Source organism: Achromobacter veterisilvae (assembly GCF_037619525.1).
In the GTDB taxonomy this organism is placed as follows: domain Bacteria; phylum Pseudomonadota; class Gammaproteobacteria; order Burkholderiales; family Burkholderiaceae_B; genus Achromobacter; species Achromobacter veterisilvae.
Genome location: NZ_CP148753.1, coordinates 6,154,352 through 6,178,203 on the forward strand (window position 1 = coordinate 6,154,352; position 23,852 = coordinate 6,178,203).

At 69.3% G+C, this 23,852-nt stretch carries 25 protein-coding genes; 9 read left to right on the forward strand and 16 right to left on the reverse strand.

The genetic code is table 11. From position 1 onward, the window contains the following. Positions 1–2: 2 nt before the first annotated feature. From WHX56_RS28670 to WHX56_RS28690, 5 genes are all read right to left on the reverse strand, one after another. Positions 3–836 (reverse strand): hemin ABC transporter substrate-binding protein, encoded by an 834-nt coding sequence (locus WHX56_RS28670; RefSeq protein ID WP_338879639.1) that lies wholly within the window; start codon positions 834–836, stop codon positions 3–5. Positions 837–846: 10 nt separating this feature from the next. After that, positions 847–1,896: a hemin-degrading factor gene (locus tag WHX56_RS28675; RefSeq protein ID WP_129245666.1), complete on the reverse strand. Its 1,050-nt coding sequence runs from the start codon at positions 1,894–1,896 to the stop codon at positions 847–849. 63 nt (positions 1,897–1,959) lie between these two features. Further along, a complete protein-coding gene (locus tag WHX56_RS28680) occupies positions 1,960–4,578 on the reverse strand; it encodes a TonB-dependent receptor (RefSeq protein ID WP_338879640.1) in 2,619 nt (872 codons plus the stop codon). Between the two features lie 118 nt (positions 4,579–4,696). Beyond that, positions 4,697–5,707, reverse strand: a complete 1,011-nt coding sequence (locus WHX56_RS28685; RefSeq protein ID WP_338879641.1) for a FecR domain-containing protein — start codon at positions 5,705–5,707, stop codon at positions 4,697–4,699. Then, positions 5,686–6,195: a sigma-70 family RNA polymerase sigma factor gene (locus WHX56_RS28690; RefSeq protein ID WP_129245661.1), complete on the reverse strand. Its 510-nt coding sequence runs from the start codon at positions 6,193–6,195 to the stop codon at positions 5,686–5,688. Before WHX56_RS28690 ends, WHX56_RS28685 begins: the two co-directional genes overlap by 22 nt. Before the next feature lie 159 nt (positions 6,196–6,354). Here WHX56_RS28690 and WHX56_RS28695 point away from each other — a divergent pair, with 159 nt between their 5' ends. From WHX56_RS28695 to WHX56_RS28710, 4 genes are all read left to right on the forward strand, one after another. Continuing rightward, positions 6,355–6,822 (forward strand): CopD family protein, encoded by a 468-nt coding sequence (locus tag WHX56_RS28695; protein ID WP_338879642.1) that lies wholly within the window; start codon positions 6,355–6,357, stop codon positions 6,820–6,822. A 142-nt stretch (positions 6,823–6,964) separates the two neighbouring features. Next, a complete protein-coding gene (locus WHX56_RS28700) occupies positions 6,965–7,825 on the forward strand; it encodes a hypothetical protein (protein WP_338879643.1) in 861 nt (286 codons plus the stop codon). 84 nt (positions 7,826–7,909) lie between these two features. Then, complete coding sequence (locus WHX56_RS28705) at positions 7,910–8,602, forward strand: helix-turn-helix transcriptional regulator (protein WP_129245654.1); 693 nt, start codon at positions 7,910–7,912, stop codon at positions 8,600–8,602. 67 nt (positions 8,603–8,669) lie between these two features. Next, positions 8,670–9,086 (forward strand): VOC family protein, encoded by a 417-nt coding sequence (locus tag WHX56_RS28710; RefSeq protein ID WP_338879644.1) that lies wholly within the window; start codon positions 8,670–8,672, stop codon positions 9,084–9,086. A 19-nt stretch (positions 9,087–9,105) separates the two neighbouring features. Here WHX56_RS28710 and kynU read toward each other — a convergent pair whose 3' ends face one another. Continuing rightward, on the reverse strand, positions 9,106–10,356 hold the full coding sequence (gene kynU / locus WHX56_RS28715) for a kynureninase (RefSeq protein WP_338879645.1): 1,251 nt from the start codon (positions 10,354–10,356) through the stop codon (positions 9,106–9,108). Between the two features lie 137 nt (positions 10,357–10,493). Here kynU and WHX56_RS28720 point away from each other — a divergent pair, with 137 nt between their 5' ends. Further along, complete coding sequence (locus tag WHX56_RS28720) at positions 10,494–10,967, forward strand: Lrp/AsnC family transcriptional regulator (protein WP_129245649.1); 474 nt, start codon at positions 10,494–10,496, stop codon at positions 10,965–10,967. 4 nt (positions 10,968–10,971) lie between these two features. Here the strand turns inward: WHX56_RS28720 and trhA are convergent, their stop codons facing one another. Both trhA and WHX56_RS28730 read right to left on the reverse strand, forming a co-directional pair. Then, positions 10,972–11,589, reverse strand: coding sequence for a PAQR family membrane homeostasis protein TrhA (trhA, locus tag WHX56_RS28725; protein WP_129245647.1), 618 nt, complete (start codon positions 11,587–11,589; stop codon positions 10,972–10,974). 89 nt (positions 11,590–11,678) lie between these two features. After that, positions 11,679–12,767: a P1 family peptidase gene (locus WHX56_RS28730; RefSeq protein ID WP_338881849.1), complete on the reverse strand. Its 1,089-nt coding sequence runs from the start codon at positions 12,765–12,767 to the stop codon at positions 11,679–11,681. A 194-nt stretch (positions 12,768–12,961) separates the two neighbouring features. Between WHX56_RS28730 and WHX56_RS28735 the strand changes: the two genes are divergently transcribed. The 3 genes from WHX56_RS28735 (at position 12,962) to WHX56_RS28745 (ending at position 15,261) form a co-directional block, all read left to right on the forward strand. After that, on the forward strand, positions 12,962–13,744 hold the full coding sequence (locus tag WHX56_RS28735) for an amino acid ABC transporter substrate-binding protein (protein ID WP_338879646.1): 783 nt from the start codon (positions 12,962–12,964) through the stop codon (positions 13,742–13,744). Positions 13,745–13,828: 84 nt separating this feature from the next. After that, on the forward strand, positions 13,829–14,509 hold the full coding sequence (locus WHX56_RS28740; protein ID WP_129245696.1) for an amino acid ABC transporter permease: 681 nt from the start codon (positions 13,829–13,831) through the stop codon (positions 14,507–14,509). Beyond that, entirely contained in the window at positions 14,506–15,261 is a 756-nt protein-coding gene (locus WHX56_RS28745) for an amino acid ABC transporter ATP-binding protein (RefSeq protein ID WP_129245641.1), read from the forward strand. The genes WHX56_RS28740 and WHX56_RS28745 overlap by 4 nt, the downstream gene beginning before the upstream one ends. Positions 15,262–15,302: 41 nt before the next feature. Here the strand turns inward: WHX56_RS28745 and WHX56_RS28750 are convergent, their stop codons facing one another. The 7 genes from WHX56_RS28750 to WHX56_RS28780 all read right to left on the reverse strand — a co-directional run bounded on the left by WHX56_RS28750 (position 15,303) and on the right by WHX56_RS28780 (position 22,213). Further along, positions 15,303–15,836 carry a hypothetical protein gene (locus WHX56_RS28750; RefSeq protein WP_338879647.1) on the reverse strand — a complete coding sequence of 178 codons (534 nt, stop codon included), beginning with the start codon at positions 15,834–15,836 and terminating at the stop codon, positions 15,303–15,305. Positions 15,837–15,949: 113 nt separating this feature from the next. Then, the gene (locus tag WHX56_RS28755) at positions 15,950–18,109 is read right to left on the reverse strand and encodes a TonB-dependent receptor (protein WP_338879648.1); all 2,160 of its coding nucleotides are present in this window, start codon (positions 18,107–18,109) and stop codon (positions 15,950–15,952) included. Between the two features lie 56 nt (positions 18,110–18,165). Continuing rightward, positions 18,166–18,816 (reverse strand): hypothetical protein, encoded by a 651-nt coding sequence (locus WHX56_RS28760; RefSeq protein ID WP_129245635.1) that lies wholly within the window; start codon positions 18,814–18,816, stop codon positions 18,166–18,168. Continuing rightward, complete coding sequence (locus tag WHX56_RS28765; RefSeq protein ID WP_338879649.1) at positions 18,813–19,418, reverse strand: hypothetical protein; 606 nt, start codon at positions 19,416–19,418, stop codon at positions 18,813–18,815. The genes WHX56_RS28760 and WHX56_RS28765 overlap by 4 nt, the downstream gene beginning before the upstream one ends. 3 nt (positions 19,419–19,421) lie before the next feature. Then, positions 19,422–20,159 carry an ABC transporter ATP-binding protein gene (locus tag WHX56_RS28770; protein ID WP_338879650.1) on the reverse strand — a complete coding sequence of 246 codons (738 nt, stop codon included), beginning with the start codon at positions 20,157–20,159 and terminating at the stop codon, positions 19,422–19,424. After that, positions 20,152–21,237 (reverse strand): iron ABC transporter permease, encoded by a 1,086-nt coding sequence (locus WHX56_RS28775; RefSeq protein WP_338879651.1) that lies wholly within the window; start codon positions 21,235–21,237, stop codon positions 20,152–20,154. The genes WHX56_RS28770 and WHX56_RS28775 overlap by 8 nt, the downstream gene beginning before the upstream one ends. Next, a complete protein-coding gene (locus tag WHX56_RS28780) occupies positions 21,221–22,213 on the reverse strand; it encodes an ABC transporter substrate-binding protein (protein ID WP_338879652.1) in 993 nt (330 codons plus the stop codon). Before WHX56_RS28780 ends, WHX56_RS28775 begins: the two co-directional genes overlap by 17 nt. Before the next feature lie 190 nt (positions 22,214–22,403). Between WHX56_RS28780 and WHX56_RS28785 the strand changes: the two genes are divergently transcribed. Beyond that, on the forward strand, positions 22,404–23,099 hold the full coding sequence (locus tag WHX56_RS28785) for a Crp/Fnr family transcriptional regulator (protein ID WP_165360320.1): 696 nt from the start codon (positions 22,404–22,406) through the stop codon (positions 23,097–23,099). A 43-nt stretch (positions 23,100–23,142) separates the two neighbouring features. On the opposite strand, the gene WHX56_RS28790 is transcribed toward WHX56_RS28785, so the two are convergent. Then, the gene (locus tag WHX56_RS28790) at positions 23,143–23,847 is read right to left on the reverse strand and encodes a M23 family metallopeptidase (protein WP_129245690.1); all 705 of its coding nucleotides are present in this window, start codon (positions 23,845–23,847) and stop codon (positions 23,143–23,145) included. Positions 23,848–23,852: the final 5 nt, after the last annotated feature.

Sequence of the window (23,852 nt, forward strand, 5' to 3'; positions counted from 1 at the left end):
CGCTAGCGCGCCATCGCACCGGCGGCCTCCCGCTTGAGCTCGGTCAGCGCCAGCGGCAGCCGCGGACCCATGCCCAGGAGCAGCAGGTCGTCCATGACGATCACGCGCCGGCGCGCGGCGGCGGGCGTGGAGGCGATGCCCGGCATGGCCAGCAGCTTCTCCGGCCCGCCGGTGGCTTCGAGCGAAGTCTTCGTTACCACGATCAGGTCCGGCGCCAGCGCGCCGACCGCTTCGGCGGAAACCGGCTTGTAGCCCTGCTGGTCCTTCAGCACGTTGACCAGGCCCGCCATCGCCATGACTTCGTTGGCGGCGGTGCCGCGCCCGGCCCCTTGCAGGGTGCCGGTGCGGTTGATCAGCAGGACGGCGCGCGCCTGCGTGACGGGGATCGCTTCGACCTCCTTGAGTTCGCGCCCGATGCGCTCCACCAGGCGCTCGCCCTCGGGGGCCACGTCCAGCGCCTCGGCGATGTTGCGGATGCGCGCCTTGAGCGAATCGACCGAGGGCGAATCCGGCACGGTCACCACGCGCACGCCGACCTCGCCCAGGCGCTTGAGCGCGTCGGGCGGACCGGCCTGTTCGGACGCCAGCACCAGGTCGGGCTGCAGCGCCAGCACCCCTTCCACCGGCACCGAGCGGTAATAGCCGACGCGCGGCAGCCTGGTCGCCGCCTCGGGATACAGGCTGGAGAGGTCGTCCCCCACCAGCCGCCCGCCCTGCCCCAACTGGTAGACGATCTCGGTCACGCTGCCGCCCAGCGTCACCACCCGCCCGGGCGGCGCCGCGTGCGCGGCCGCGGCCAGCATCCACCCGATTGCCACTGCCAACCATGTCTTCATCGCATCGTCCTCAGGCGGCCAGCGGCACGCTGCACAGGCTGGCCATCAGTTCGCGCCATGGGGCCAGTTCCGGCTTGCCCGGCTTGCGTTCGCCGAAGAACTGCGCGATCAGGTCGCCCGTGGCGGAATACAGTTCCAGCGAGGTGACCCAGCCGTCGGAGGTCGGCTTGTTCACCACCCAGGCCGACGCGATGGCAGTCGTGTCCAGGTGCAGGTTGAACTTCGGATCCAGCACGTTGTACCAGGGGCCGGTGCGGCGCAGTTGCCGCACCGGGCCGGTGTGGATCTGGATCATGCCGCGGTTGCCCACGAAGCACATGATGGACAGGCCCGACTGCGCCGCGGATTCCAGCATGCGTTCGACGGAATCCGCGGGCACGGGCTGCGCCAGGTCCTCGCCCGCCGCGGCCAGCGCCGCCAGGCGCGACACCTTGAACTTGCGCAGCAGCGGAAAGAACTCGTGCGTGTCCTGCATGGCCAGCCAGGCCTCGCGCCATTGCGCGCTGTCCTCGACGCGGTCCGCGTCGGCGGCGGGCGCATAGGGCGCGGCCTCGGGCCATTGCGCCTCGCCCGCGAACTTCGCGACCAGCGCGTCGTAGGCCGCGGCGTCGGTCGCCTCGGTGCGGTAGACCTTGTGCACCGCCACGCCCGCGCCGTCGAAGAACTGCAGGCTGTGGCGGCCGTCCTGTTCGACCGCCCAGGCCGACTTCCAGGCGGTGAAGAACACGCGCAGGTCGATGTCCGGTCCCAGCACCAAGCCCACCGGACCTTCGGCCTGGATGTCTTCATACACGCCGTGGCGCTCGTGCACACACCAGTCGTTGCGCGTCAGCGCCATGACTTCGCCCAGCGTGCCGAGTTCCCGGAAGATTTCCTGGGGCGTGCCGCGCAGGGCGGTGGCTTGCACGCCGCCGCAGCCCGCCGCCACCCACTCGGCTTCGGACACGCCCAGCGCCTGGGCGAGGTTGCGGGCGCGCAGCCCGGGCTGGGAGGCGGCCAGGGCCTCGTTGCGGGCGCGCAGCGCCTGCGCGCGGGACGTGAAATCGGTGTTGCTGCTCATAGTGGGCCCTCCGGCCGTTGAATCGGGTTGCGAAAGCCGCCGCCGGCTGGCGGCGGCTCGGAATCAATACTGGTATGTCAATGAGACGCGGACGCTGCGCCCCGGTTCCGTGTACCAATCGACCGGACGCGGAATCGCGGTGGCGCCGGCGGTCGGCACATTGATGGCCTCCCAGTACTTCTTGTCGAACAGGTTGAAAACGCCCGCCTGCACCTGCAGCCCCTTCACGGCCGCGGGGCGCCAATAGCCCATCAAGTCCACCACGCCATAGCCGGGCGCCTTGAAATCGGGGTTGGGCGCGTCGGCCGCGGCGTCGGGATACTCGACCTTGTTGCGTTGCAGCGCGGTCGTCAGCATCGCGTCCACGCCCCACACGTCGCGGCCGTAGCCCACCCCCAGCACCGCTTTCAGCGGCGCCACGGAGTTCAGGTACTGCCCCGTGCCCTCGTCCTTGCCCACGGCCCACGCCAGCGAGCCCCAGGTGCGCCATCCCGGCGAGAATTTCCAGTGCGCGCTGGCCTCGGCGCCGTAGATGCGCACCTTGGCGCGGTTCACGTTCCCGCTCACCCCCAAAGGATACTGGCCATCCCAGCCCGGCTGCCACTGCGGCGAACTCGCATTCAGGGGCACGTCGCCGTCGATGAAGTTCTGATAACGGTTGTCGAAGAACGATAGCGCGCCGCCCAGATCGTCGGATCCCATCTTGGCCCCCAGCTCCCAGCCCTTGCTGGTCTCGGGTTTCAGGTAGGGATTGCCCACGCGCAGATAGGTGCCCGGGCCGCCGTAGTTGGTGTAGAGCTGCGTCGGGCTGGGCGCCTTGAAGCCGTAGGCGTACTGGGCGTAGAAGCTCAGGTCGTCCCGGGCCTTCCAGGTGGCCAGCAGCTTGGGCGAAAAGCGGCTGCCGCTGTTGGACGGCGGCAGCGCGCCGGCATTCGGATTGCTGCCGTAGCTGGCGGTGGACCGCGGCTTCTGTTCGTAGTGGTCGTAGCGCAGGGCCGGCATGACCGTGTAGCGGCCGTCGGCGAAGCTGAACTCGTCCTGCACCCACAGGGCCCACTGGCTGCCCTTGGACTGCGGCACGTCGGCCTGGTTGGTGTGCAGCATGTCGCAGGAGCGCGGGCCCATCGGCGCCGGCAGGCCCGGGGGGATGGCCGGGCAATTGTCGTAGCCGCTGGAGTTCTGCTCGGTCTTGTTGCCGTACCACTCGCCGCCGACCGTCCACAGTTGCGACACCGATGCGCCGGCCAGCCGCTTGGTCAATTCGCCGTTCATGCCGAACAGCGTCTGCTGGATGGAATTGCTGCGGCCGTAGGCGCCGCTGGGAAAGCCGTAGCGGAAGGGGTCGCCGGGGATGGCGGAGGCCCGCGAATCGACGCTGCGCACGCCGTCCAGCGAGTTGTCCAGCCTCAGTCGCTGCCAGTAGACGACGGCCGAGGCCGTATCGATGATGCCGCCGTCGCCGGGCGCCTTGTAGGAATAATCGAACGACACGCGCTCGCGCTCGGTTTCCTTGCGGGTGCTATTCTCGCCGTAGAGATAACTGGTGCCGGCGCCCTGCTCGAACATGCTGTCGATGTCGGCGTTGCGCTTGAAGTATTCGCCCGTCAGGCCGAAACGGTGCCCGCCTTCGACGCGCTGCTGCAGCTTCAGCAGGAAGCTGCGCTGGTCGTAGTCCTCGGGGCTGGGCTGGCTGCGCTTGGCGCCGTAGCCGCCCACGTCGCCGCGGTTGTCCAGCGCGTGGCCGTTGCGCACGCCCGCCTGCACCAGCCAGAACGTGTTGTTGTGGACCTGGCCCGCCAGCGCCGCGTTGGCGCCCCAGCTACTGTCGGCGGAATCGTAGTCCGTCTTGGCCAGCGCGCCGAAGGTCTTGCCGTCGCCGAGCAGGTCCAACGGATCCAGCGTGTACAGGTCGGCGATGCCGGATATGGCGCCGGAACCGCCGCCGCTCGCGTCCGCGCCGCGCACGATGTCCAGCCGCGACAGGCTGTTGAAATCCACCGCTTCCAGGCCGCCTTTCACGCCGCGCGCGCCGTCGTCCAGCCACGGCAGGCGGATGCCGTCCACGCGCGTCAGCACGCGGTCCTGGTCCAGGCCGCGGATGTTGATGCTGTTGTTCTGCCGGTTGAAGCTCACACCGGGTTCGGCGCGCTTGCCCAGGTCGCTCCAGTTCCTGATCTGCAGATCGTCCATGCGCTTGCGGTCGGTGCTGGTCTGCCAGGCGGGCGCCGCCACGGCGCCCTCGCCTTCCACCTTGACCGGCGCCAGTTGCGTCACGCCGGCCGGCGCCTGCGCCTCCAGGACGTAGACCCGGGCGCTGCGTTCCCGCACGCCCAGGCCGCTGCCCGCCAGCAATCGCGAAAAGCCTTCACTCACCGAATAGACTCCGTCGAGTCCGGCCGTGCGGCGCTGCCCCACGAGCGCGGCGTCGAACAGCACCGTCACGCCCGCGCTGTCGGCAAAGCGCGGCAGCGCCTCGGCCAGCGGCCCCGCGGGAATGCGGTAGCCGCGGGCCTGCGCCTGCTCCGATGCCTGGGCCCATGCGCCGGCCGCCGGCAGCAAGGCGCCGGACAGCGCGGTGAGGGCAAGCGCCGCATGCACTGCGGCGGCAAGATGGGTCAGTCGGCATTGCGCGCCTCGGGCGGGTCGGGAGCCGCTTGCGCGGCCGGCGGGAAGATGAGCCATGGTCGTCCTTTCGATCCAAAAGGTGTCGGCATTCGTTTGCCTATACAGACCATGACCCGCGTGAATTCCAAATCGGACAGCTTTTCCTAAAAGATTTTCGTTGCGGCCGTCGCCGGCCTCAGGCATCGGCCGCGCGCGGCCCGATGGTCACCCAGTACGGCGTGCGGTAGCGCACCTGCACCGGCAGGGTCGCCGGCAGGGCGGCCAGCACCGCGTCGGTGTCGCGCAACTGGAAAGCGCCCGAGATCCGCAGGTGCGCCACCTCGGGGTCGCAGCGCAGGATGCCCGGCCGGTACCGGTCCAGTTCCGCGGCAAAGGCATCCAGGCGCATCCGGCTGGCATACAGCACGCCCCGCAGCCAGTCGCTGGCGTGGGGATCCGCGGGCGACGGCGGCGACACGCCCGCATCCGTCAGGCTGCCCTGCTCCCCCGCCGACAGGCTGACGGGAGCGCCCGGCTGCGCCGCGCTGCTGACCCGGACCCGCCCCTCCTGCACGCTGACTCGGCAAAAAGCCCCTTCCTGCCGCACGCAGAAGCGCGAGGCCTGCGCCTCGATGTCGCCCAGGCGGGTGCGCACCACGAACGGCCTGGGGCGCACCGCGGTGTCGGCCACCGCGTGCACGGCGATCTCGCCGGAACGCAGCCGCAGCAGGCGGGCCGTGGCGCTGAACATCACGTCCACGGCGCTGCCCGTATTCAGGTGCAGCATGGAGCCGTCGGCCAGTTGCACGTCGCGCCGCTCCCCGGCCGCGCTGCGGTAGTCGGCGCTCCAGTCCAGGGGATCCGCGCGCCACGCGGCCCAGGCGGCCGGGCCGGCCGCCACCAGCGCCGCCAGCGTCTTGAGCGCGGCGCGGCGGTTCTTGAGCGCCGGCCGGTTCAGGGTGGCCATGCCCAGGGCCGACGGGATCAGGCCGAAGCGCTCGTTCACGCGCTGCGCGCGCTGCCAGGCGTACTCGTGCTCGGCCTTGCTGGCGCGCCACTGGTCGCAGGCCCGCCGCTCGGCTTCCGTGGCCCGGCCCGAACTCAGCCGCATCAGCCAGCGCGCGGCTTCGCGCGCCACGCTGCGCTCCACCGCGGGCAGTTCCGCGCCCGCCTCTGGCAGCGCGGTCAAATCGCCGCCATGATGCATTGTTCGAATCCCTTGGCGATGTAACGGTGCACGGACCGCAGCGACACGTTGAGCCTGGCCGCGATCTCGCCGTGGCTCAGGCCCTCCAGTTGCGCCATCAGGAAGGCCTGGCGCGCGGGCAGCGACAGGCCCGCCAGCATCTCGTCGATTTCCTGCAGCGCTTCCAGGACGATCAGGCGCTGTTCGGCCGAGGGCGCCAGTTGCTCGGGCATCAGGGCCAGGGCTTCGAGGTAGGCCTGCTCCACCGACCGGCGCCGGTGGTGGTTCATCAGCAGGCGCTTGGCGATCGTGGTGAGATAGGCGCGCGGCTCGCGCAGCGCGTCCAGCTCATGGCGGTGCCGCAGCACCCGGACGAACGTGTCCTGCGCCAGGTCGGCCGCGTCGAAAGTGTTCCCGAGCTTGGCGCGCAGCCAGCCATGCAGCCAGCCATGATGCGCGCGATACAAAAGGTGGACGGCGTCGCTCGAAGCGAGCACGGGGTTCGGCACGTCAGGCTCCCTGGACTCTTTACTACAAATAGAAATCAATCTCATTCTAAATGCAAAACCATGATCCAGGTCAAGTCCGCGCGCCGGGCATTGACGGGGATATGATGGGGACAGATTTCGCCGCCCCCGGCGGCCCTTCCCACGAGGCGGATTCCCCCCATGCTCTACAGCGCGCTCAAGTTCGTCCACGTCATGGCCGTGATCCTCTGGGTCGGAGGCATGCTGTTCGCCCACTGTTTCCTGCGCCCCGCCGCGGCCCGGCTGGAACCGCCGGTCCGCCTGCGGCTCATGGCCTCGGTGCTGGGCCCGTTCCTGAACGCCGTGCTGGCGGCCGTCGTGCTCATCCTGCTGTCGGGCATCGCGATGATCGGGCAGGAAGCCGCGCAGGCGGCGCAGACGGGCGGCGCCTTCTTCATGCCGCGCAGTTGGACCGCGATGGCCGCGGGCGGCCTCGTGATGATGGCCATCTACGCCAACATCCGGTTTGCCCTCTACCCGCGGCTGGGCGCGGCGGTCGCCCGGTCCGACTGGCCCGCGGGCGGGCTGGCCATGGGCGGCATCCGCCGCTGGGTGGGCGTGAACCTGCTGCTGGGCATCGCCATCGTCGCCATCGTCTTTCTGGGGTAGGCGGATATCGGCCGGCCTCCGCCTCCCATCGGACTTGCGGCGGCTGGCATCGGGATTCTTTTGCTTGGTGCAATACGCGGTACATCCGCGGCGGCCACACTGCGGATGACCCTCGCGGGCCTCCACGACAAAAGGAATCACCATGATCAAGCGCGTCTTCCAACTGGCCGCCCTCGGCCTGTTCGCCTCTTCGTTCGCCGCGCGCGCCGCGGCGCCCATCGACAACAGCGCGCTGGACCAGCCGGGGTTCCGCGAGCACAAGGCCACCTACGGCGTGGTGTACCGGCTGCCCCAGGAGGTCAACGCCGTCCTGGACGCCAAGGTCAACGGCGCGCTCAAGGCCGATCTGGTCCGGCTCGGTCTGAAGGCCGAGGCCGAAACGCCCAACATGCCGCACGTAACGGTGGTGCACATCCACAGCGCCGATCCCGGCACGCCCGCCCGCATGCTGAAGGCGCTGCCCAAGCCGCCGGCCCCGCTGCAGGTCACGCTGAAGAGCTTCTACCCCACCGAGGCCGCCAAAGGCGCGGGCCATCCGTGGTGGCTGGACCTGGGCGTGGTCAAGAGCGGCCAGGGCTTCGAGGACATGATGCGCTACAACACCGTCGCCACCGCCGCCCTGGCGCCCCTGCGCGACGGCCCGCTGCCGCGCGTCACGGGCCCCGTCTATGCCAAGATGGGCGACGCCGGCCGCGACCTGGTCCGCACGCTGGGCGTGAGCGGCGTGAACATCTTGCAGGACGGCAAGGAAGTGCGCGCGCACAACCCGCACACCACGCTGGTCTACAGCATGACGCCGTACGACGCGCGCCTGCAGGACGCGATGAAGCAGGAAGCGGACAAGTTCAACGCCGTGCTGCCCGAAGGCATCGCCACGACGTTCAAGGACGTGTCCATCGTCGAAATCGGCTTCGCCGGCAACGTGGTGCGCGAGATCTACCGCATCAGCCTGGAAGACGGCGCGGTCCTCGACGTGGCGAGCGGCGGGAAGGCCGGCTCCTGATCCGGGGCCTGCCGGGTGGAAGCGCCCCGGATGCTGCCGTTTCATGGCAGCATTACGCGATCCGCCATCCGCCCGCCCCGCCCCATGTCCCGCGCCGAAAGACTCCTGGGTCTGCTCCAGACCCTGCGCTGCCACCGCCGTCCCGTCAGCGGGCGCCGGCTGGCCGCCGACCTGGGCGTCAGCATCCGCACGCTGTACCGCGACATCGCCACCCTGCAATCGCAGGGGGCCGAGATCGAGGGCGAGCCGGGCGTGGGCTACGTGCTGCGGCCCGGCTTCATGCTGCCGCCCCTGATGTTCAGCACCGAGGAAATCGAGGCGCTGGTGCTGGGCACGCGCTGGGTGGCGGACCGATCCGACCCCCGGCTGGGGCAGGCCGCGCGCAACGCGCTGGCCAAGATCGGCGCCGTGCTGCCCGCGGAACTGCGCGACGAGCTGGACGCCATTCCCCTGCTGGTCGGCCCCAGTTCGATGGCCGTGGTCGACCGCGTCGACCTGTCGCTCATCCGCCAGGCGATCCGCAACGAACAGAAGCTCGACATCACCTACCGCGACGACAAGGGCGCCGATTCCGCCCGCGCGATCTGGCCCTTCGCGCTGGGGTTTTTCGACAGCGTGCGCATCGTCATGGCCTGGTGCGAACTGCGCCAGGACTTCCGCCATTTCCGCACCGACCGCATCGCCACGCTGGCGCCCGGGCCGCGCTATCCCAGGCGCCGGCATGCGCTGCTCAAGGAGTGGCGCGCGATCCATCGCGAAGCCGGGCATTCCGGCTGAAGGCTACTGCCAAAAACTGACAGCACCCCTGTCTAAGATGAGCGCGTCTACTTCCCTGGAGCGCATCATGTCCGACACCAATTTCGTCATTTTCTACGTGGACAAGCCGGCCGCCAGCGCCGCGTTCTACAGCGCGCTGCTGCAGCGTCCGCCGGTCGAAAGCTCGCCCACCTTCGCGCTGTTCGCGCTGGATTCCGGCCTGATGCTGGGCCTGTGGTCGCGCCACACCGTGGAGCCCGCCGCGGCCGGCCGCGGCGGCGCGTCCGAACTCGCGTTCACCGTCGCCGACGCCGACGCGCTGAACCGCCGCCACGTGGACTGGAGCCTGCGCGGCCTGCCCATCCTGCAGGCGCCCACCGACATGGACTTCGGCCGCACCTTCGTGGCGCTGGACCCCGACGGCCACCGGCTGCGGGTCTTCGCGCCCGCGCCACAGGAGCCCGCCGCCGCCGCGCAGCGCGCCTCCAGCCTGGCCAGCGCCTGAATCGCCCTGGCGCCGCCGGTCAGGTCACGGCGGCGCGCTGCCTGAACTCCGGCTTGTCCCAGGCTCGGCTGTCCAGCACGTCCTTCAGGATGTCGACGGCGTCCCAGACGTCGGCGTAGCCGAAGTACAGCGGCGTCAGGCCGAAGCGCAGCACTTCGGGTTCTCGGTAGTCGCCGATCACGCCGCGCGCGATCAGCGCCTGCATCACCTCGAAGCCGTTCGGATGGCGGAAGCTGACGTGGCTGCCCCGCTGCGCGTGCTCGCGCGGCGTCACCAGCGTCAGGGGATGGTCCGCGCAGCGCTGCTCGACCAGCGCAATGAACAGGTCGCCCAGCGCCAGCGACTTCCTGCGCACCTCGGCCATGTCGGCGGCGTGGGCCACGTCCAGGCCGCACTCCACCAGCGACAGCGACACGATGGGCTGGGTACCGCACAGATAGCGGCGGATGCCGCCCGCGGGCTCGTAGGCCACGGCCATGTCGAAGGGCCGCGTGTGGCCCCACCAGCCGGACAGCGGCTGCCGGAAGTCCTGGGTGTGGCGCGGCGCCACCCAGATGAAGGCCGGCGAGCCGGGGCCGCCGTTCAGGTACTTATAGGTGCAGCCGACGGCGAAGTCCGCGTCGGCGCCGTTCAGGTCCACCGGCACCGCGCCCGCGGCATGCGCCAGGTCCCAGATGGCCAGCGCGCCGCGCCGGTGCGCCAGCGCGGTCACGGCGGCCATGTCGTGCATCTGGCCGCTGCGGTAGTTCACGTGCGACAGCAACATCACCGCCACGGAATCGTCCAGCGCGTCTTCCAGCGGCAGGGCGTCGTCGACCAGGCGCATTTCGTAGCCCTGCCGCAGCAGGTCGATCATGCCCTGGATCATGTAGAGATCGGTGGGGAAGTTGTCGCGCTCGGACAGGATGACGCGGCGCGCGGGCTGCTTCTGCTGCTGGATGCGCAGCGCGGCGGCCAGCGCCTTGAAGATGTTCAGCGAGGTCGTATCGGTGACCACCAGTTCGCCCTCGCGCGCGCCCAGCAGGCGGGCCAGCTTGTCGCCCAGGCGGGCGGGCAGCTCGAACCATCCCGCGGTGTTCCAGCTACGGATCAGGCCCGCGCCCCATTCCTGGCCGATGACGGCGGCGGCGCGGGCGGCGGCGGCCTTGGGCAGCACGCCCAGGGAATTGCCGTCCATGTACAGGACGCCGGGCGGCAGGTCGAACCGGTCTTTCAGGGGCGCCAGGGGATCCTGGCGGTCGGCGTTCACGCAGTCGTCGCGGGTCTTCATCGCAGCTCCATCGGGCAATTTTCCTGATAAATACTATCAGCGCGGGCAGGCTGATATATTGCAAATCCGGGCGCGGATTACCCTAGGTTTCCGCATTGAATTGCACCTGATCGGATTTTTTGGAATTGGATTGCGCCATGCAGATCGACGCCATAGACCAGCGGATTCTCTGCCGCCTGCAAGAGAACGGCCATCTCAGCAACCAGGACCTGGCGGAGCAGGTGGCGCTGTCGCCGTCGGCCTGCCTCAGGCGCGTGCGCGCCCTGGAGGAAGCGGGGCTGATCCGCGGCTATCGCGCCGTGCTGGACGCCGAAAAACTCGGCTTCGAACTGGAGGCGGTCGTCCATGTTTCGCTGGACCAGTCGCGTCCGGGATGGCACGAGGAATTCCTGGCCGGCATCGCGCTGCACGACGAAATCACGGAGGCCAGCATCGTGACGGGCGCGTCCAACTACATCCTGACGGTGCGCACCCGCAACCTCGCGGCGTTCTCCCAATTCGTCGAGGACAAGCTCAGCAAGATCCCGGGCGTGCGCGACCTGTGCTCGCACATCGTCATGCGCAAAGTGAAAAGCCGCGGCGGCATGCTGCCGCTGGCCGGCTGGCGCTAGGGAGCTAGCGCAGGAAGCCGAACACCGTCACGAAATGGCAGGCCGTGCCGCCCATCACGAACAGGTGCCAGATGCCGTGCGCGTGCCGCCAGCGTTTATCGTTCACGTAGAACAGCGTGCCCGCCGTATAGACGGCCGCGCCCGCCAGCAGCCAGGCCAGCCCAGCCGACGACAGGGCGCCCGCGATCGGCGCGGCGAACATCACGCCCAGCCACCCCATGCCCAGATATAGCGGCAAGGCCGGCGCCGCGCCGCGCGCCCACCACAGTTCGCGGCCGATGCCGACCGCGGCCAGCAGCCAGATCGCCACGCCCATGGCCGCGCCCCAGCCGTGCCGCACCGGCCCGAACGCCAGCGGCGTATAGGTGCCCGCGATCAGCAGATAGATCGCGCAATGGTCGGCCTTCGCCCACAGCGCCTTGCGGCGGCCGCGCGAGCAGTGGAACAGGACCGACGAGGCATAGACGGCGATCATCGACGCGGCGAACACGGCGCAGCCGGCGATCTGCCGCGCGTCCACGTCCAGTTCGGCCGCGCGGGAGATCAGCGCCCCCGACGCGGTCACCGCCAGCGCCAGCCCGGCCAGATGCGTCGCGCCGTTGAACCGTTCGCCTTCGTACATGCGTCCCTCCGCCCGCCGGCCATGCGCCGGCGGCTCCCATCATGGACGCGTACTGTGACAGCGCCGGGTCAGCGGCGCGGCGAAGGGCATCAGGCGATGAAGTCCACCGCGGCCGGATAGCCTTCCAGCGCACGCGCCGACAGGATAGCGCGCTGCACCGCGATCGCCATGGCCTCGGCCGCCATCACGCCCAGCAGCATGACGTTGGCGGCCTTGCCGGACGCGCCCGTGCCCAGCGCGAAGATGGTGTCGCCGTCGAGCATGGTGTGGATCGGATTGATCGTGCGGGCCAGGCCGTCGTGCGCCATGCCCGCGATCTTCTGCGCCTGCGCCTTGGTCAGCAGGGCATCGGTGGCGACAGCGCCGATGGTGGTGGCGGTGCCTTCGCGCATAGCCCTGGGCAGGTCGCCGGCCAGGATGGCGGCGCGGGTGTCCAGCAGCATCTTGCCGTCGGCCGTGCGCGCGCCGGCCAGGATGCGGCCGGTGGACGGGTCCAGCACGTCGCCCACCGCGTTGACCGCCACGATGGCGCCCACGGTCACGCCCGCCACCCTCAGCGACGCGGTGCCGATGCCGCCTTTCATGGCGCGGTTCGATCCGTACAGCTTGCCCACCGTCGCGCCCGTCCCCGCGCCGACGTTGCCCTCCTGCGGCGCCTCGGCGGTGGCCGACTTGCAGGCCTGGTAGCCCGCGTCGGCATCGGGCCGGATCGACGCGTCGCCCACGCCCAGGTCGAACAGGACGGCCGCGGGCACGATGGGCACGTGCGCCACGCCCACGTCGAAGCCGATCTTCCTGTCTTCCAGGTAGCGCATGACGCCGGATGCCGCATCCAGTCCGAACGCGCTGCCGCCGGCCAGCAGGACGGCGTGCACTTTGTCGACCAGGTTCGCGGGATTGAGCAGGTCGGTTTCGCGGGTGCCGGGCGCCGCGCCGCGCACGTCGACCCCGCCCGTCGCCCCGGCCTCGGCGATGATGACCGTGCAGCCCGTCGGGCGGCGCGTATCGGTGTAGTGGCCCACGCGCAGGCCCGCCACGTCCGTGATGCTGCCTCCGCCCGGCATCGACTGCAAGCCGTTCGCGCCCTGGGCCGGCATCGCGCCGGCCGCCGCCGCCGCGCCCGCGGCAGCCACCATGAAAGTCCGTCTGTTCCATCGCTGTTCCACACCGATCTCCATCAAGGTCCCGCATGAATGAGCCCCGGCCGGACCGCGCCGGGGCGGGGATATCTACATATGACTTGCCGCTATATTTTTACTATTCCTTATGCTTTGTGGAAAAATAGGCGCGTTGTTAGAGTGCGGCTACGCCGGAGGGCATCGCAGGCCCACATGCTCTCCACAGTGATCCCTGCCATCCGTGGAGCATCGCCATGAAACTCTTTCGCACACTATTTGCCGCCGGCCTCATCCAGGTCGCCGCGCTGTCCGCCGCCCACGCCCAATCCGGCCTGGACCAAATCAAATCCGCGGGCGTATTCAAAATCGGCACCGAAGGCACCTACGCCCCCTTCACCTTCCACGACGCATCCGGCCAGCTTACCGGTTTTGACGTGGACATCGGCCGCGCCATCGCCGAACGCCTGGGCGTGAAGGCCCAGTTCGTCGAAGGCAAATGGGACGGACTGATCGCCGGGCTGGACGCCAAGCGCTACGACGCCGTGATCAACCAGGTGGGCATCACCGAGGCGCGCCGCGCCAAGTACGATTTTTCCGATCCGTACATTTCCTCGGCCGCCGTGCTCATCGTGCGCGAAGACAACACCAGCATCAAGTCCTTCGACGACCTGAAGGGCAAGAAGTCCGCCAACACGCTCACCAGCAACTTCGGCAAGCTGGCGCAGAGCCACGGCGCGGAAGTCGTCGCCGTGCAGGGCTTCAACGAGGCCATCGACCTGCTCACCTCGGGCCGGGTCGAAGCCACCGTGAACGACAACCTGTCGTTCCTCGATTTCAAGAAGCAGAAGCCCAACGCCCGCGTGAAGATCGCCGCCACCGACAAGACGGCCGAATTCAGCAACTCGGGCGTGCTGATCCGCAAGGGCAATCCCGAGCTGCAGGCCGCCATCAACAAGGCGCTGGCCGACATCAAGGCGGACGGCACCTACAAGACCATCTCGGTCAAGTACTTCGGCACGGACCTGTCGACGCAGTAAGCGGCTGGAGCCCCCATGACGCCACCCTCCTGGCTGCAAGCCTTCCTGCCCGACTGGCTGCTGGCGCAAGCCGGCGGGTGGGCGGTGCCGCCCTGGGCGCAACTGATGGCGGACTCGTTCTGGCCCCTGCTCAAGGCGGGGCTGATGTTCACGGTTCCCCTGACGCTGATGTCCTTCGCGCTGGGCCTGGCGCTGGCCTTCGTCGTGGCGCTGATACGGCTGTTCGGCCCCGCGCCGCTGGTGGCCGTGGCGCGCTTCTACGTGTGGCTGATCCGCGGCACGCCGCTGCTGGTCCAGTTGTTCGTGATCTTCTACGGGCTGCCCAGCGCGGGCATCGTCCTGGATCCGCTGCCCGCCGCGCTGATCGGCTTCACCCTCAACGTGGGCGCCTACAACTCGGAGGTCATCCGCGGCGCCATCGAATCCATCGGCAAGGGCCAATGGGAGGCCGCCTATTCACTGAGCATGACGCGCGCGCAGGCGCTGCGTCGCACCGTGCTGCCGCAGGCGGCCCGCGTCGCCGTGCCGCCCCTGTCGAACTCGTTCATCGCGCTGGTAAAGGACACCTCGCTGGCCGCGGTCCTGACCGTGCCCGAGATTTTCCAGGCCGCCCAGCGCATCGCCGCCGTCACCTACGAACCCCTCATCCTCTACACCGAGGCCGCGCTGATCTACCTGGCCTTCAGCTCCGTCCTGTCCGCCGCCCAGGTCCGCCTGGAACGGCGCTTCGGCCAGCATGCCGTGTTTTCCGAGAAAAACCGATGATCCGCCTGGAAAAAATAGAAAAGGCGTTCGGCGGCAACCCCGTGCTCAAGCAAGTGGACGTGAGCATCGCCGAAGGCAGCGTCACCGCCCTGATCGGCCCGTCCGGCAGCGGCAAGAGCACCCTGCTGCGCTGCGTGAACCTGCTGGAAGTGCCCGACCGCGGCCGGCTGGTCATCGGCCCGGAAACCGTGGAATTCGAGCCCGGCCGCAAGCTCGTCCGCGACCAGGTGCAGCGCGTGCGCATGCAGACCGGCATGGTGTTCCAGAATTTCCAGCTATTCCCGCACCAGACCGTGATCGGCAACGTCATGGAAGGCCTGCTGACGGTGCAGAAGTGGCCCGCCGACCGTGCCCGGGCCCGCGCCGAGGAATTGCTGCGCAAGGTCGGCATGCTGGAAAAGGCGGATGCCTGGCCCGCCAACCTGTCGGGCGGCCAGCAGCAGCGCGTGGCCATCGCCCGCGCGCTGGCGCCCGCGCCCCGCGTGCTGCTGTGCGACGAGCCGACCTCGGCGCTGGACCCCGGCCTGGCGGCCGAAGTCGTGGACGTGCTGCGCCAGTTGGCGGCGGAAGGCATGACCATGCTGATGGCCACGCACGATCTGCGCCTGGCGGCCAGCGTATCGCGCGAAGTGGTGTTCCTGCTGGACGGCACCGTGGTCGAATCCGGAGATTCCCGGACGCTGTTCACCCGGCCCGCGGACCCGCGCACCGCGTCGTTCATTTCGACCCTGACGCAGGAAGCGGCGCTGTAGGACGGGCCGCAACCCCGCGGAAGGATCGCGCCGGGCCGGCCTCAGTGTTCCGCCAGGATGAAGTCGAACAGCGATTCGGGCTCGGCCGCGATGACCCGCCGCGCGATCTGGCGCCGCAGTTCCGCGTGGGCGCGCTGCGCGTCCGCCGCGGGATTCCCCAATAAATCGAAGAATTCCGGCGGCAGCACGCCCGCGCGCAGCACGCCCTGGACGCTCCGCGCGCCGCGGCGCAGATGAAAGCTGTAGGACTTGTCCGCGGCGCGGCTGTAGCGCGCCTCGGCCAGGGTCCGATCCACCGTGTAGCAGCCGCGCGTGACGGCGCGCGTCACGAACTCGAACGCGTCGCGCACGCCGGGGCCGGGATGTCCGCTGACGACGGACAATTCCTCGCGCGGCACGGGCGCGCCCTCTTTTTCCAGGCGCGGCAGCGCGCCGCGCAGGCCCTGGAACGTCAGCGCCAGCATGGCAAGCGCGCCATGGCCGTGGTAGGCCTGGACAGCGTCGAAACAGATGGGCAGCGGACCTTCTTCCGCCATCACGGTCAGCGTGGAAGCCTGTTGTTCGGGGGTAATCATGGAGTATCTCCGCGTTGTGCGCGGCAACGGGCCGCCGCCGTGGCGGCCCGCCTTCGCGTGGGTGGTAAAGGGGTGGAGGACGCGGCCAGCCGCGTCGCGGCGGACGGGCGCGTTCAGAACCGCGTGCGCACCGTCAGGCTGAAGCTGCGGCCGGGTTCCAGCAGCGGGTTCAGGTCGGTCATGGCGTAGGCCACGTTGGAAGACGTCGCCGCGGTGCGGTAGGCGCGGTCGAACAGGTTGTTCACGCCCAGCACCAGTTGCGTATTGCCCAATTGCGGCAGCCCCAGGCGGTCCAACTGCAACTGCGCATACAGGTTCACGACCCCGAAGCCCCCGGCCGGATACTCGGCGCGCTCCGCATAACGGCTTTGTCCCTTGGCCCATTGCAGTTCGCCGCTCAGCGCATAGGCTTCATTGGGGCCCAGGTATTGCAGGCCGACCAGGCCGCTGAGCGGCGCGATCGACTGCAGCGGCGTGTCCGTCGTGCGGTTGGTGGCGTGCAGATAGCTGGCGTTGCCGTACAGATTGACGGCCCGGCTCAACTGCCAGCGCCAATCCAGCTCCAGGCCCTGGATCCGGGCTTTGCCCACGTTGCGGCGCTGCGTGGCGGGCAGGCCCTCATACGAAGTGGTCACGTTCTCCAGGAAGTCGCTGTAGTTGCTGCGGAACGCGGTCAGGCCGACGGTGGCCTGCTCGAAGTGCAGCCGGGTGCCGGCTTCCAGGTTCACGCCGCGCTCCGGCTTCAGGCCCGGATTGGGAATGGTGTAGCTGGTTCCCGTGTAGCCGCTGCTGAACATCTCCGAGGTCCACGGCATGCGGAACGACGTGCCCACGCTGCCCAGCAGTTCGATGACCTCGGTGGCCCGGTATGCCAGCCCCAGACTGCCCGTGGTGGCGGTTTCCGTGGTGTTCTGCGCGGCGCGGAACGCGGGCAGCAGATTGGGCGACGGCAAGGGTTCCAGGCCGACGTCGGAGTTGAACCAGTCGAACCGGCCGCCCGCCGTGACGGTCCATTTCGGCGCGGGCTTCCATTCCGTCGTCAGGAACGCGCCGACGTTCGTCTGGTACTGATCGGGCCCGGTCATGGCATAGGGGGTGCTGGTCGTCACGGTGCTGCCGTCGGGGCGGCGCACCGTGACGTCGCTGCGCGATTCCGATCCGGGCCGGCGCTCGTGCATGAAGTCCAGGCCGAAGGTCGTGTTGGTATCGGCCCACGGTATCGTCGCCGCGACGCTGCCGCCCCACACGACGGGACCGATCACGTTGCTGCGCGAGTCGACCACGCGCGCCGGATTGGTTTCGTTGTGCGTGGCCATGATGGTGCCGAACTCGTTCACGTAGACGCTGGCCTTGAGCGAACTGATGGTCCCGTCGAATTCGCCGGTGTAGGCCAGCCTGCCCTGCTTCACCTTCAGCGGATCGCGGCGGCTGTAGCTCAAGGGGTATTCAGGCACCGTGCCGGCCGCGCCGTCCTTGACATAGGCCACGCGCGCGCTGGCTTCGATGCGCTGGCGGGCGTCGGGCATGTAGCCCAGCACGATGCCGCCGCCCGCGCCCCGGAAGTCGCTGTTGGGCACTTCGCCCGCCGCGCTGTCGTAGTTGCTGGCGCGGCGCCCCGTGGCGTAAACGCGCAGATCGAAGCCATCGCCGGCGCCTTCCAGCGCCACGTTGCTTTGCACGCCGTCGCCATTGGTGCTGTACGTGACCGAGGCTTCGCCGCCGTTCAGGCCGAACGGCTGGCTCAGGTTGCCGTGCGCCCGCTTGGTGACGAAATTGACCAGGCCGCCCAGGCCGTCGCTGCCGAAACGCGACGAGTTCGGGCCGCGTATCACTTCGACCTGTTCGATCTCGGTCGGGCTGATCAGCATGAACTGCAAGGTGTTCCGGCCGCGGAAGCGGTCGCCGTCGATGAACATCGGCACCCGCATGTCGTTGGTGTTGAGTCCGCGCAGGAACAGGGTGCCGGCGATGCCGCCGCTGCGGCTGACCGTGGCGTTGGGCACGCGGCTCAACAGGTCCAGCGTGCTCATCGTGTTCAGGCGGTCGATGTCCTGGCTGTCGACCACGCTGACCGATTGCGTGACGTTGTGGTCGATCGTGGCGGGCGGCGGCGTCGCTCCAATGGGGCGCAGGCGGCCGTCATCGGCCGCGCCGTCGGCGGTGACCTGGATCGACGGCAACTGGGGAACGTCCGCCGCCACGGACGGCGTGGAGAGGGAGGCGGTCAGCAGTCCAGCGCCGACCAGGGGGGCATACAGATAGAAGCGTTGCATACATGCACACATTTGAGGGGGGCAAAAGCGGGATCGACGCGAGCGCCCGCGCCGTGTCAGGCGCAGGCCATGTCCTGGTCGATGACGGGGGTGGAATCCTTCAGCCAAGGGAGGAATCCGCGCAGGAACCGGCTGGACGCGGGCATGAAATGGCTGCCGTGGTGATACATCGGGTCCAGCGACGTCACGATCAGGCGGCCCGGCGTGCTGTGCCTGTCTTCGTACAGCACCGACCCGGCGCCGGCCTTGTCGATCAGCGACTGCGCGCCCGGCGGCGGCTCGAAAGAACCGTGCTGGTGCCAGGTGGCGTCGGCCAGCGTCAGGTAACTGAACAGCGGATGCGCGGGAGCCGCCAGGCGCAGGCCGGAATCGGCGCCGGGCTCCTTCCACCACCAGAAATTCACCTCCGACGGCGTCCACCGCACACTGTCCAGCCAGCGCTCGGAATGGGTTTCTCCCATGGCGACCAGGGTTTTTCCGGCGGCCAGAAAGCGGGCGAAAAGGTCCCGGTGCGGCACCAGCAGATCCGGATTGCTGCGGCACGACACGATCAGCGCGTCGCAGCCGCGCAGCGCCTCGCCGTCCAGGTCGCGGATGTAGATCTTGCGGTCGATGCAGGGCGCCAGCTCCGGCGTGCGGAACGTGCGGTGGTGGTAGTACGTGCCGGCGTCCAGCGCCGCGATCACGGGGATGCGTCTTGCAGTCATGCCGTGTCTCCATGCAGCCAGTCGAACAGTTGCGGGACGATGCGGCCGGCGCTGTCGGCGCTGCCCGCGTACATCCACAGGTCGTTGCCGGAATGCGTCAGCAGGCGCCCGCCGCCCGGCAGGGCCAGGACCCAGTCGATGGGCTGAGCGTCCGGCCCCAGCGTATTGAGCACCCGCGCGCCGGCCGGCGGCGGGTTGCTGCCGCGCGCGTAGAAGCCCGCCACGCCCCGCCGGAACGTCAGGTGTTCGGGATCCACGCCGTCGAAGACCGGATGGGGCGCCGCGCGATTCACCCGCAGGCCCGCGACGCCCGCGGCCGATCCCGGCACGAAGGGCGCCAGCCAGCGCAGAAAGGGATACGCGACATGGCCGTTGAAGACCACCGTGCCGCCCGACTCCAGATACGCTTCCAGCCGGGCGCGCTGTTCCAGCAGATAGCGCTGGTCCGCGTGCGCCGGGACCAGCAGCGCGCGATAGTCGGCAAGCGGCAACTCGTGCAGCCCATACAGGGGCACGCAGGCGGCGCGGGGCGCGGCGCCGCCGGTCAGCGCGGCGGGGCCGTCGCCGGTCCAGTGGTTCAGATAGGCAATCGTGTTTTTCATGATTCAACGGAAGACGGGGATCACGCCCCGGATGTCGCCGGACTCGCCCGGCAGCGTGGCCACGCGCACCGGCAGGCCGTACAGCCGGCTCAGGCGCTCTTCCACGCACATGCTCGCGGTGGGGCCGACTTCGCAGCCGTCGGCATGCATCAGCAAGGTCTGGTCGGCAATATGCTGCGCGTGCTGCGGCTGGTGCGTGGTAAAGGCCACGGCCAGCCCCTGCTCCCTCGCCAGCCGGCGCAGCAGCGACAGGACGAGGTCCTGGTTGCGCAGGTCGAGCGCCGCCGCGGGTTCGTCCAGGACGATGATCGGGCTGGCGCTGGCCATGGCGCGCGCAATGCAGGCCAGTTGCTGCTCGCCGCCGCTGAGCGCATGGAACGGACGATCCGCCAGGTGCGCCAGCCCGACCGCCTTCAGGCAGTCGCGGGCAATGCTCCAATCGCGCGCGCCCGGCGCCGCGTACCAGCGCAGATGGCGCGCCCGGCCCATGCTGACCATGGTCAGCACGTCGTAGGCGAACAGCGTGTCGCTGCGCTGCGGGACATAAGCGGCGTGGCCTTGCAGGCGCACGGCGCCCGCGGCCCGGGCTTGCAGCCCCAGGATCGTGCGCAGCAGCGTGGTCTTGCCGCGGCCGTTCGGCCCCAGCACCGCCAGGATCTGGCCCGCGGGCAGGCGCAGCGAAAGATCGCTCAGCAAGCGGCGCCCGCCGGCCTGCACGGCCAATTGCTTCAGTTCAAGCATGGTGCGCTCCCCGGCGCTGGGCCCGGCGCAGCAGCCACGCGAACAGCGGCGCGCCGATCAGCGCCGTAATCACGCCCAGCGGAATCTCGGCGCTGGTCGCGCTGCGGGCCACAGTATCGACCCCCACCATGTAGGCGCCGCCGATCAGCGCGCTGGCGGGCAGCAGCACCCGGTGGTCGGGCCCGACCAGCATGCGCGCGATGTGCGGCACCACCAGTCCCACCCAGCCCACGGTGCCGGATACGGCCACGCTGGCCGACACCACCAGCGTCGCGCATCCCAGCAGTACCCAGCGCAGCGGTTCGACGGCGACGCCCATCGCGCTGGCCTGCTCGTCGCCCAGCGACAGCACGTTGATGCGGAAGCGCAGCGCATACAGCAGCCCCATGCCCGCCACGATCGGCGGCACGGCGGCGGCCAGCTTGGTATAGGTGGCAGTGGCGAAGCTGCCCATCAGCCAGAACACGATGGCGGGCAGGCTGTCATTCGGATCCGCGAAATAAGTGGTCAGCGAAATCAGCGCGGAAAAGAACGCGCTGGTCACCACGCCCGCCAATACCAGCATCAGAATGGTCGTGCGGCCGTTCGAGCGGCCCAGCATATAAACGATGGCCACCGCCAGCAGCCCCCCGGCGAACGCCAGTCCCAGCGTCATCCACAGCGACGAGAACAGCAGGATCGCCGCGCAGCCGCCAAAGGCGGCGCCCGACGAAATGCCCAGGATCTGCGGGCCGACCAGCGGATTGCGGAAAGCGCCCTGCAACGCCGCGCCGCACATCGCCAGGCTGGAGCCGGCCAGCACCGCCAGCAGCACCCGCGGCAACCGCACTTGCGCGACGACGCGATACTCCGTGGCGCCGACCGGAGGCAGCCATGCCGCCAGCCCATCGGGGAGCGCCAGCCGGGCCAACGCGCTGGACACCTGCGACAGCGCCAGCGGATACCGGCCGACGCACAGCGCCGCCAGCACGGCCGCGGGCAGCGCCAGCGCCATCAGCAGCCAGGGCCACGACCAGGCTCCCCTGCGCGCATGCATCGCCTGGCCCGGCGCGCGCGCCGATTCAACGGAAGCGTTCATAGCCCGCGGCCCCCTCGTTCAGCTTCATGCGCAGCACGGCGTCGATCTCGTCCGCGCCGGGACGGCGGCCATAGAGTTCGCCGTAGGCCTCGGCGATGTTGTCCCGCAACGGCCAGGCGAACTTGTCCGGATGCAGCAGCAGGCTCAGCCACTGCCAATACAAGGGCGACTCCTGGTTGGGCGGATCCCACAGATAGCCGCCCAGCGGCACCTTGTAGACGCGGCGCTCGCGCACGGCGGGAATGTCGGCGAACAGCGGATCGCGATACAGGGTGTCGGGCGTCAGCCCGGGCTCGAAGTTGTTCAGCAGGATCACGTCGGGCGCCCAGGCCATGATCTGCTCGATGTTCACGGTCTGCCCGCTGGAGATGGACGCGGATACGTTGCGCCCGCCCGCCAGCGCGATGTCGTCCTCGAAGCTGGTATTGCCGCCGGGCGCGCGCAGTTGCGGCGCATAGCGCGACAGGTACAGCACCGCCGGCCGCCGGTCGGCGGGAATGCCGTCGGTGACGGCCCGGATCCCGGCGCGCACCCGGTCGCGCCATTGCAACTGGGCCGTGGCGCGAGCCTCCTGGCCCAGCGACAGCCCGATCAGGCGTATCCATTCGCGGGTGCGGTCTTCGGTGCCGTACACCAGCGCGGCGGTCGGCAGTCCGGCATTGCGCAGCGGCGCGATCAGGTCGTCGCCCATATGCCCCCACTGCCACACCAGGTCAGGCTGGATCTGCAGCAGCGTTTCGACGTTGGGCACGAAACCGGAACGGGTGATGTCCGTGCGCACGGCCCCCGTGGCCGGAAAGATCCGCGCCAGCAGCCCGTCCTTCATGAGTTCGTAGGCGTTGGGGTGCATGCCGGCCAGGTGCTCCGCGCCTCCGTCCAGAGAAATCAGCAGCGATCCGGCGGGCATCGGCAAAGTCACCGCGCGCTGCGTCGGCGCCGGCAGGCTGACGGGATTGCCCAGCATGTCGTTGAACATGATGGGCGCCGCGCAAACGGCGGACGACAAGAGGACCCCCGCGGCCAAAGCGGCGCGGGAACACAGGAAAATGGACATGAGGGAGCTGGTTTTGCCTGCGAGGCCAGCCGGGCGTGGCGGCCTCCGTAGTGGTACGATCACAAATAAGAATCAGTCGCATTCATTCTATTTGCACAGGCGGCCAGATCAAATGACTATTGTCAACTCACTTTCCGCGCCCTTGATATCGGCGCTGCGCGGGCATCCGTGGTTCGACGGCGTGGACGACGGCGCCCTGCTCGCCCTCGCGAGCCGCAGCCGCTGGCTGGAGTTCGGCGCGGGCGACACGGTTTTCTCCGAAGGCCAGACGGCCACGTCCTGCCTCCTGGTGTGCGCGGGGTCGCTTCAAGGCCTGCGATACACGGCGGATGGCGACGACAAGGTATTCGGCCATGTCGGCCCCGGCGGCTGGCTGTCGGTGTCCACGCTGTTCGAAACCCGGCCGCGGCACCTGCACAGTGTGCGCGCGCGCACCGACGGCAGCGGCTGCCTGCTCAACGGCGAAGCCTTCCGCCAGCTTTGCCTGAACGACGCGCGCTTTGCCTGCCGCGTCATGGCGCACAGCGCGAACCTGATCCGCCACCACACGGACCAGATCGATTGGCTGACCTCCAGCTCGGCCGAGGAGCGCGTGGCCGAATACATCCTGCGCGCGGGCAAGCCGCAGGGCAATCAGCCCGTGGTGCTGCCGCTGAGCCATTCGCAGATCGCGGTCAAGCTGGGCATGCGCGCGGAGACGCTGAGCCGGATCTTCGCCAAATGGCGGCGCCAGGGCTATATCTCGGACCGGCGGGGCGAACTATGCATCCTGAAGCTGGATTCGCTGAAGGAACTGGTGCACATCTGAGCGCGGGTGCGCGCGGCATCGCCGCGGATCGGCAGCGCGCCTTTTATTTCGGCGGCAGCGATCCCGCCGGATCGACGGCCTGGCCGTCGTAGCGCAGCTCGAAATACAGGCCCACCTGCTTGCTGTCGCTGTTGCCCATTTCGGCGATCTTCTGGCCCTGGCTCACGCGCTGCCCTTCCTTGACCAGCAGTTTGCTGTTGTGGGCGTAGATGCTCAGGAAGCTGGCGTTGTGCTTCACGATGACCAGATGGCCGTAGCCGCGCAGGCCGCTGCCGGAGTAGGCCACCGTGCCCGGCGCCGCGGCCACCACCGGCGTGCCGGAAGCGTTGCTGATGACGATGCCGTTGGAGCCCGATCCGTCGTAGCCGCGCGTGACCTTGCCCTGGGCGGGCCACACCAGCGAGATCGCGCCCGGCGGAGCCGTGCGCCGCCGCGCCGTGGACGAGGCCGCCGGCTTGGACGAAGCCTGCGAGCGGCTCTTGGCCTTGCTGGGCGCGGACGCGCGCGCCTGGCCCGCGGGCGGATCGACCCGCAGCACCTGCCCGACCTCGATGGCATTGGCGTTCGACAGTTGGTTCCAGCGCACCAGGTCGCTCACGCTGGCGCCCTGCTTGCGCGCGATCTGGGTCAGCGTGTCGCCCGACTGGACGCGGTAGTAGCCCGGCTGGACCTTGGTGGTGCCGCAGGCGGACAGCAGGAACAGCAGCACGGTTCCCAGGATGGCCAGGCACAGGCGGAAGGACGGCATCGCCC

Coding starts and splice junctions, on each gene's coding strand:
- WHX56_RS28670 (WP_338879639.1), bottom strand. CDS start 836: ATGAAGACATGGTTGGCAGTGGCAATCGGGTGGATGCTGGCCGCGGCC.
- WHX56_RS28675 (WP_129245666.1), bottom strand. CDS start 1,896: ATGAGCAGCAACACCGATTTCACGTCCCGCGCGCAGGCGCTGCGCGCC.
- WHX56_RS28680 (WP_338879640.1), bottom strand. CDS start 4,578: ATGGCTCATCTTCCCGCCGGCCGCGCAAGCGGCTCCCGACCCGCCCGA.
- WHX56_RS28685 (WP_338879641.1), bottom strand. CDS start 5,707: ATGCATCATGGCGGCGATTTGACCGCGCTGCCAGAGGCGGGCGCGGAA.
- WHX56_RS28695 (WP_338879642.1), top strand. CDS start 6,355: ATGCTCTACAGCGCGCTCAAGTTCGTCCACGTCATGGCCGTGATCCTC.
- WHX56_RS28700 (WP_338879643.1), top strand. CDS start 6,965: ATGATCAAGCGCGTCTTCCAACTGGCCGCCCTCGGCCTGTTCGCCTCT.
- WHX56_RS28705 (WP_129245654.1), top strand. CDS start 7,910: ATGTCCCGCGCCGAAAGACTCCTGGGTCTGCTCCAGACCCTGCGCTGC.
- WHX56_RS28710 (WP_338879644.1), top strand. CDS start 8,670: ATGTCCGACACCAATTTCGTCATTTTCTACGTGGACAAGCCGGCCGCC.
- kynU (WP_338879645.1), bottom strand. CDS start 10,356: ATGAAGACCCGCGACGACTGCGTGAACGCCGACCGCCAGGATCCCCTG.
- WHX56_RS28720 (WP_129245649.1), top strand. CDS start 10,494: ATGCAGATCGACGCCATAGACCAGCGGATTCTCTGCCGCCTGCAAGAG.
- trhA (WP_129245647.1), bottom strand. CDS start 11,589: ATGTACGAAGGCGAACGGTTCAACGGCGCGACGCATCTGGCCGGGCTG.
- WHX56_RS28730 (WP_338881849.1), bottom strand. CDS start 12,767: ATGGAGATCGGTGTGGAACAGCGATGGAACAGACGGACTTTCATGGTG.
- WHX56_RS28735 (WP_338879646.1), top strand. CDS start 12,962: ATGAAACTCTTTCGCACACTATTTGCCGCCGGCCTCATCCAGGTCGCC.
- WHX56_RS28745 (WP_129245641.1), top strand. CDS start 14,506: ATGATCCGCCTGGAAAAAATAGAAAAGGCGTTCGGCGGCAACCCCGTG.
- WHX56_RS28750 (WP_338879647.1), bottom strand. CDS start 15,836: ATGATTACCCCCGAACAACAGGCTTCCACGCTGACCGTGATGGCGGAA.
- WHX56_RS28755 (WP_338879648.1), bottom strand. CDS start 18,109: ATGCAACGCTTCTATCTGTATGCCCCCCTGGTCGGCGCTGGACTGCTG.
- WHX56_RS28760 (WP_129245635.1), bottom strand. CDS start 18,816: ATGACTGCAAGACGCATCCCCGTGATCGCGGCGCTGGACGCCGGCACG.
- WHX56_RS28765 (WP_338879649.1), bottom strand. CDS start 19,418: ATGAAAAACACGATTGCCTATCTGAACCACTGGACCGGCGACGGCCCC.
- WHX56_RS28770 (WP_338879650.1), bottom strand. CDS start 20,159: ATGCTTGAACTGAAGCAATTGGCCGTGCAGGCCGGCGGGCGCCGCTTG.
- WHX56_RS28775 (WP_338879651.1), bottom strand. CDS start 21,237: ATGAACGCTTCCGTTGAATCGGCGCGCGCGCCGGGCCAGGCGATGCAT.
- WHX56_RS28780 (WP_338879652.1), bottom strand. CDS start 22,213: ATGTTCAACGACATGCTGGGCAATCCCGTCAGCCTGCCGGCGCCGACG.
- WHX56_RS28785 (WP_165360320.1), top strand. CDS start 22,404: ATGACTATTGTCAACTCACTTTCCGCGCCCTTGATATCGGCGCTGCGC.
- WHX56_RS28790 (WP_129245690.1), bottom strand. CDS start 23,847: ATGCCGTCCTTCCGCCTGTGCCTGGCCATCCTGGGAACCGTGCTGCTG.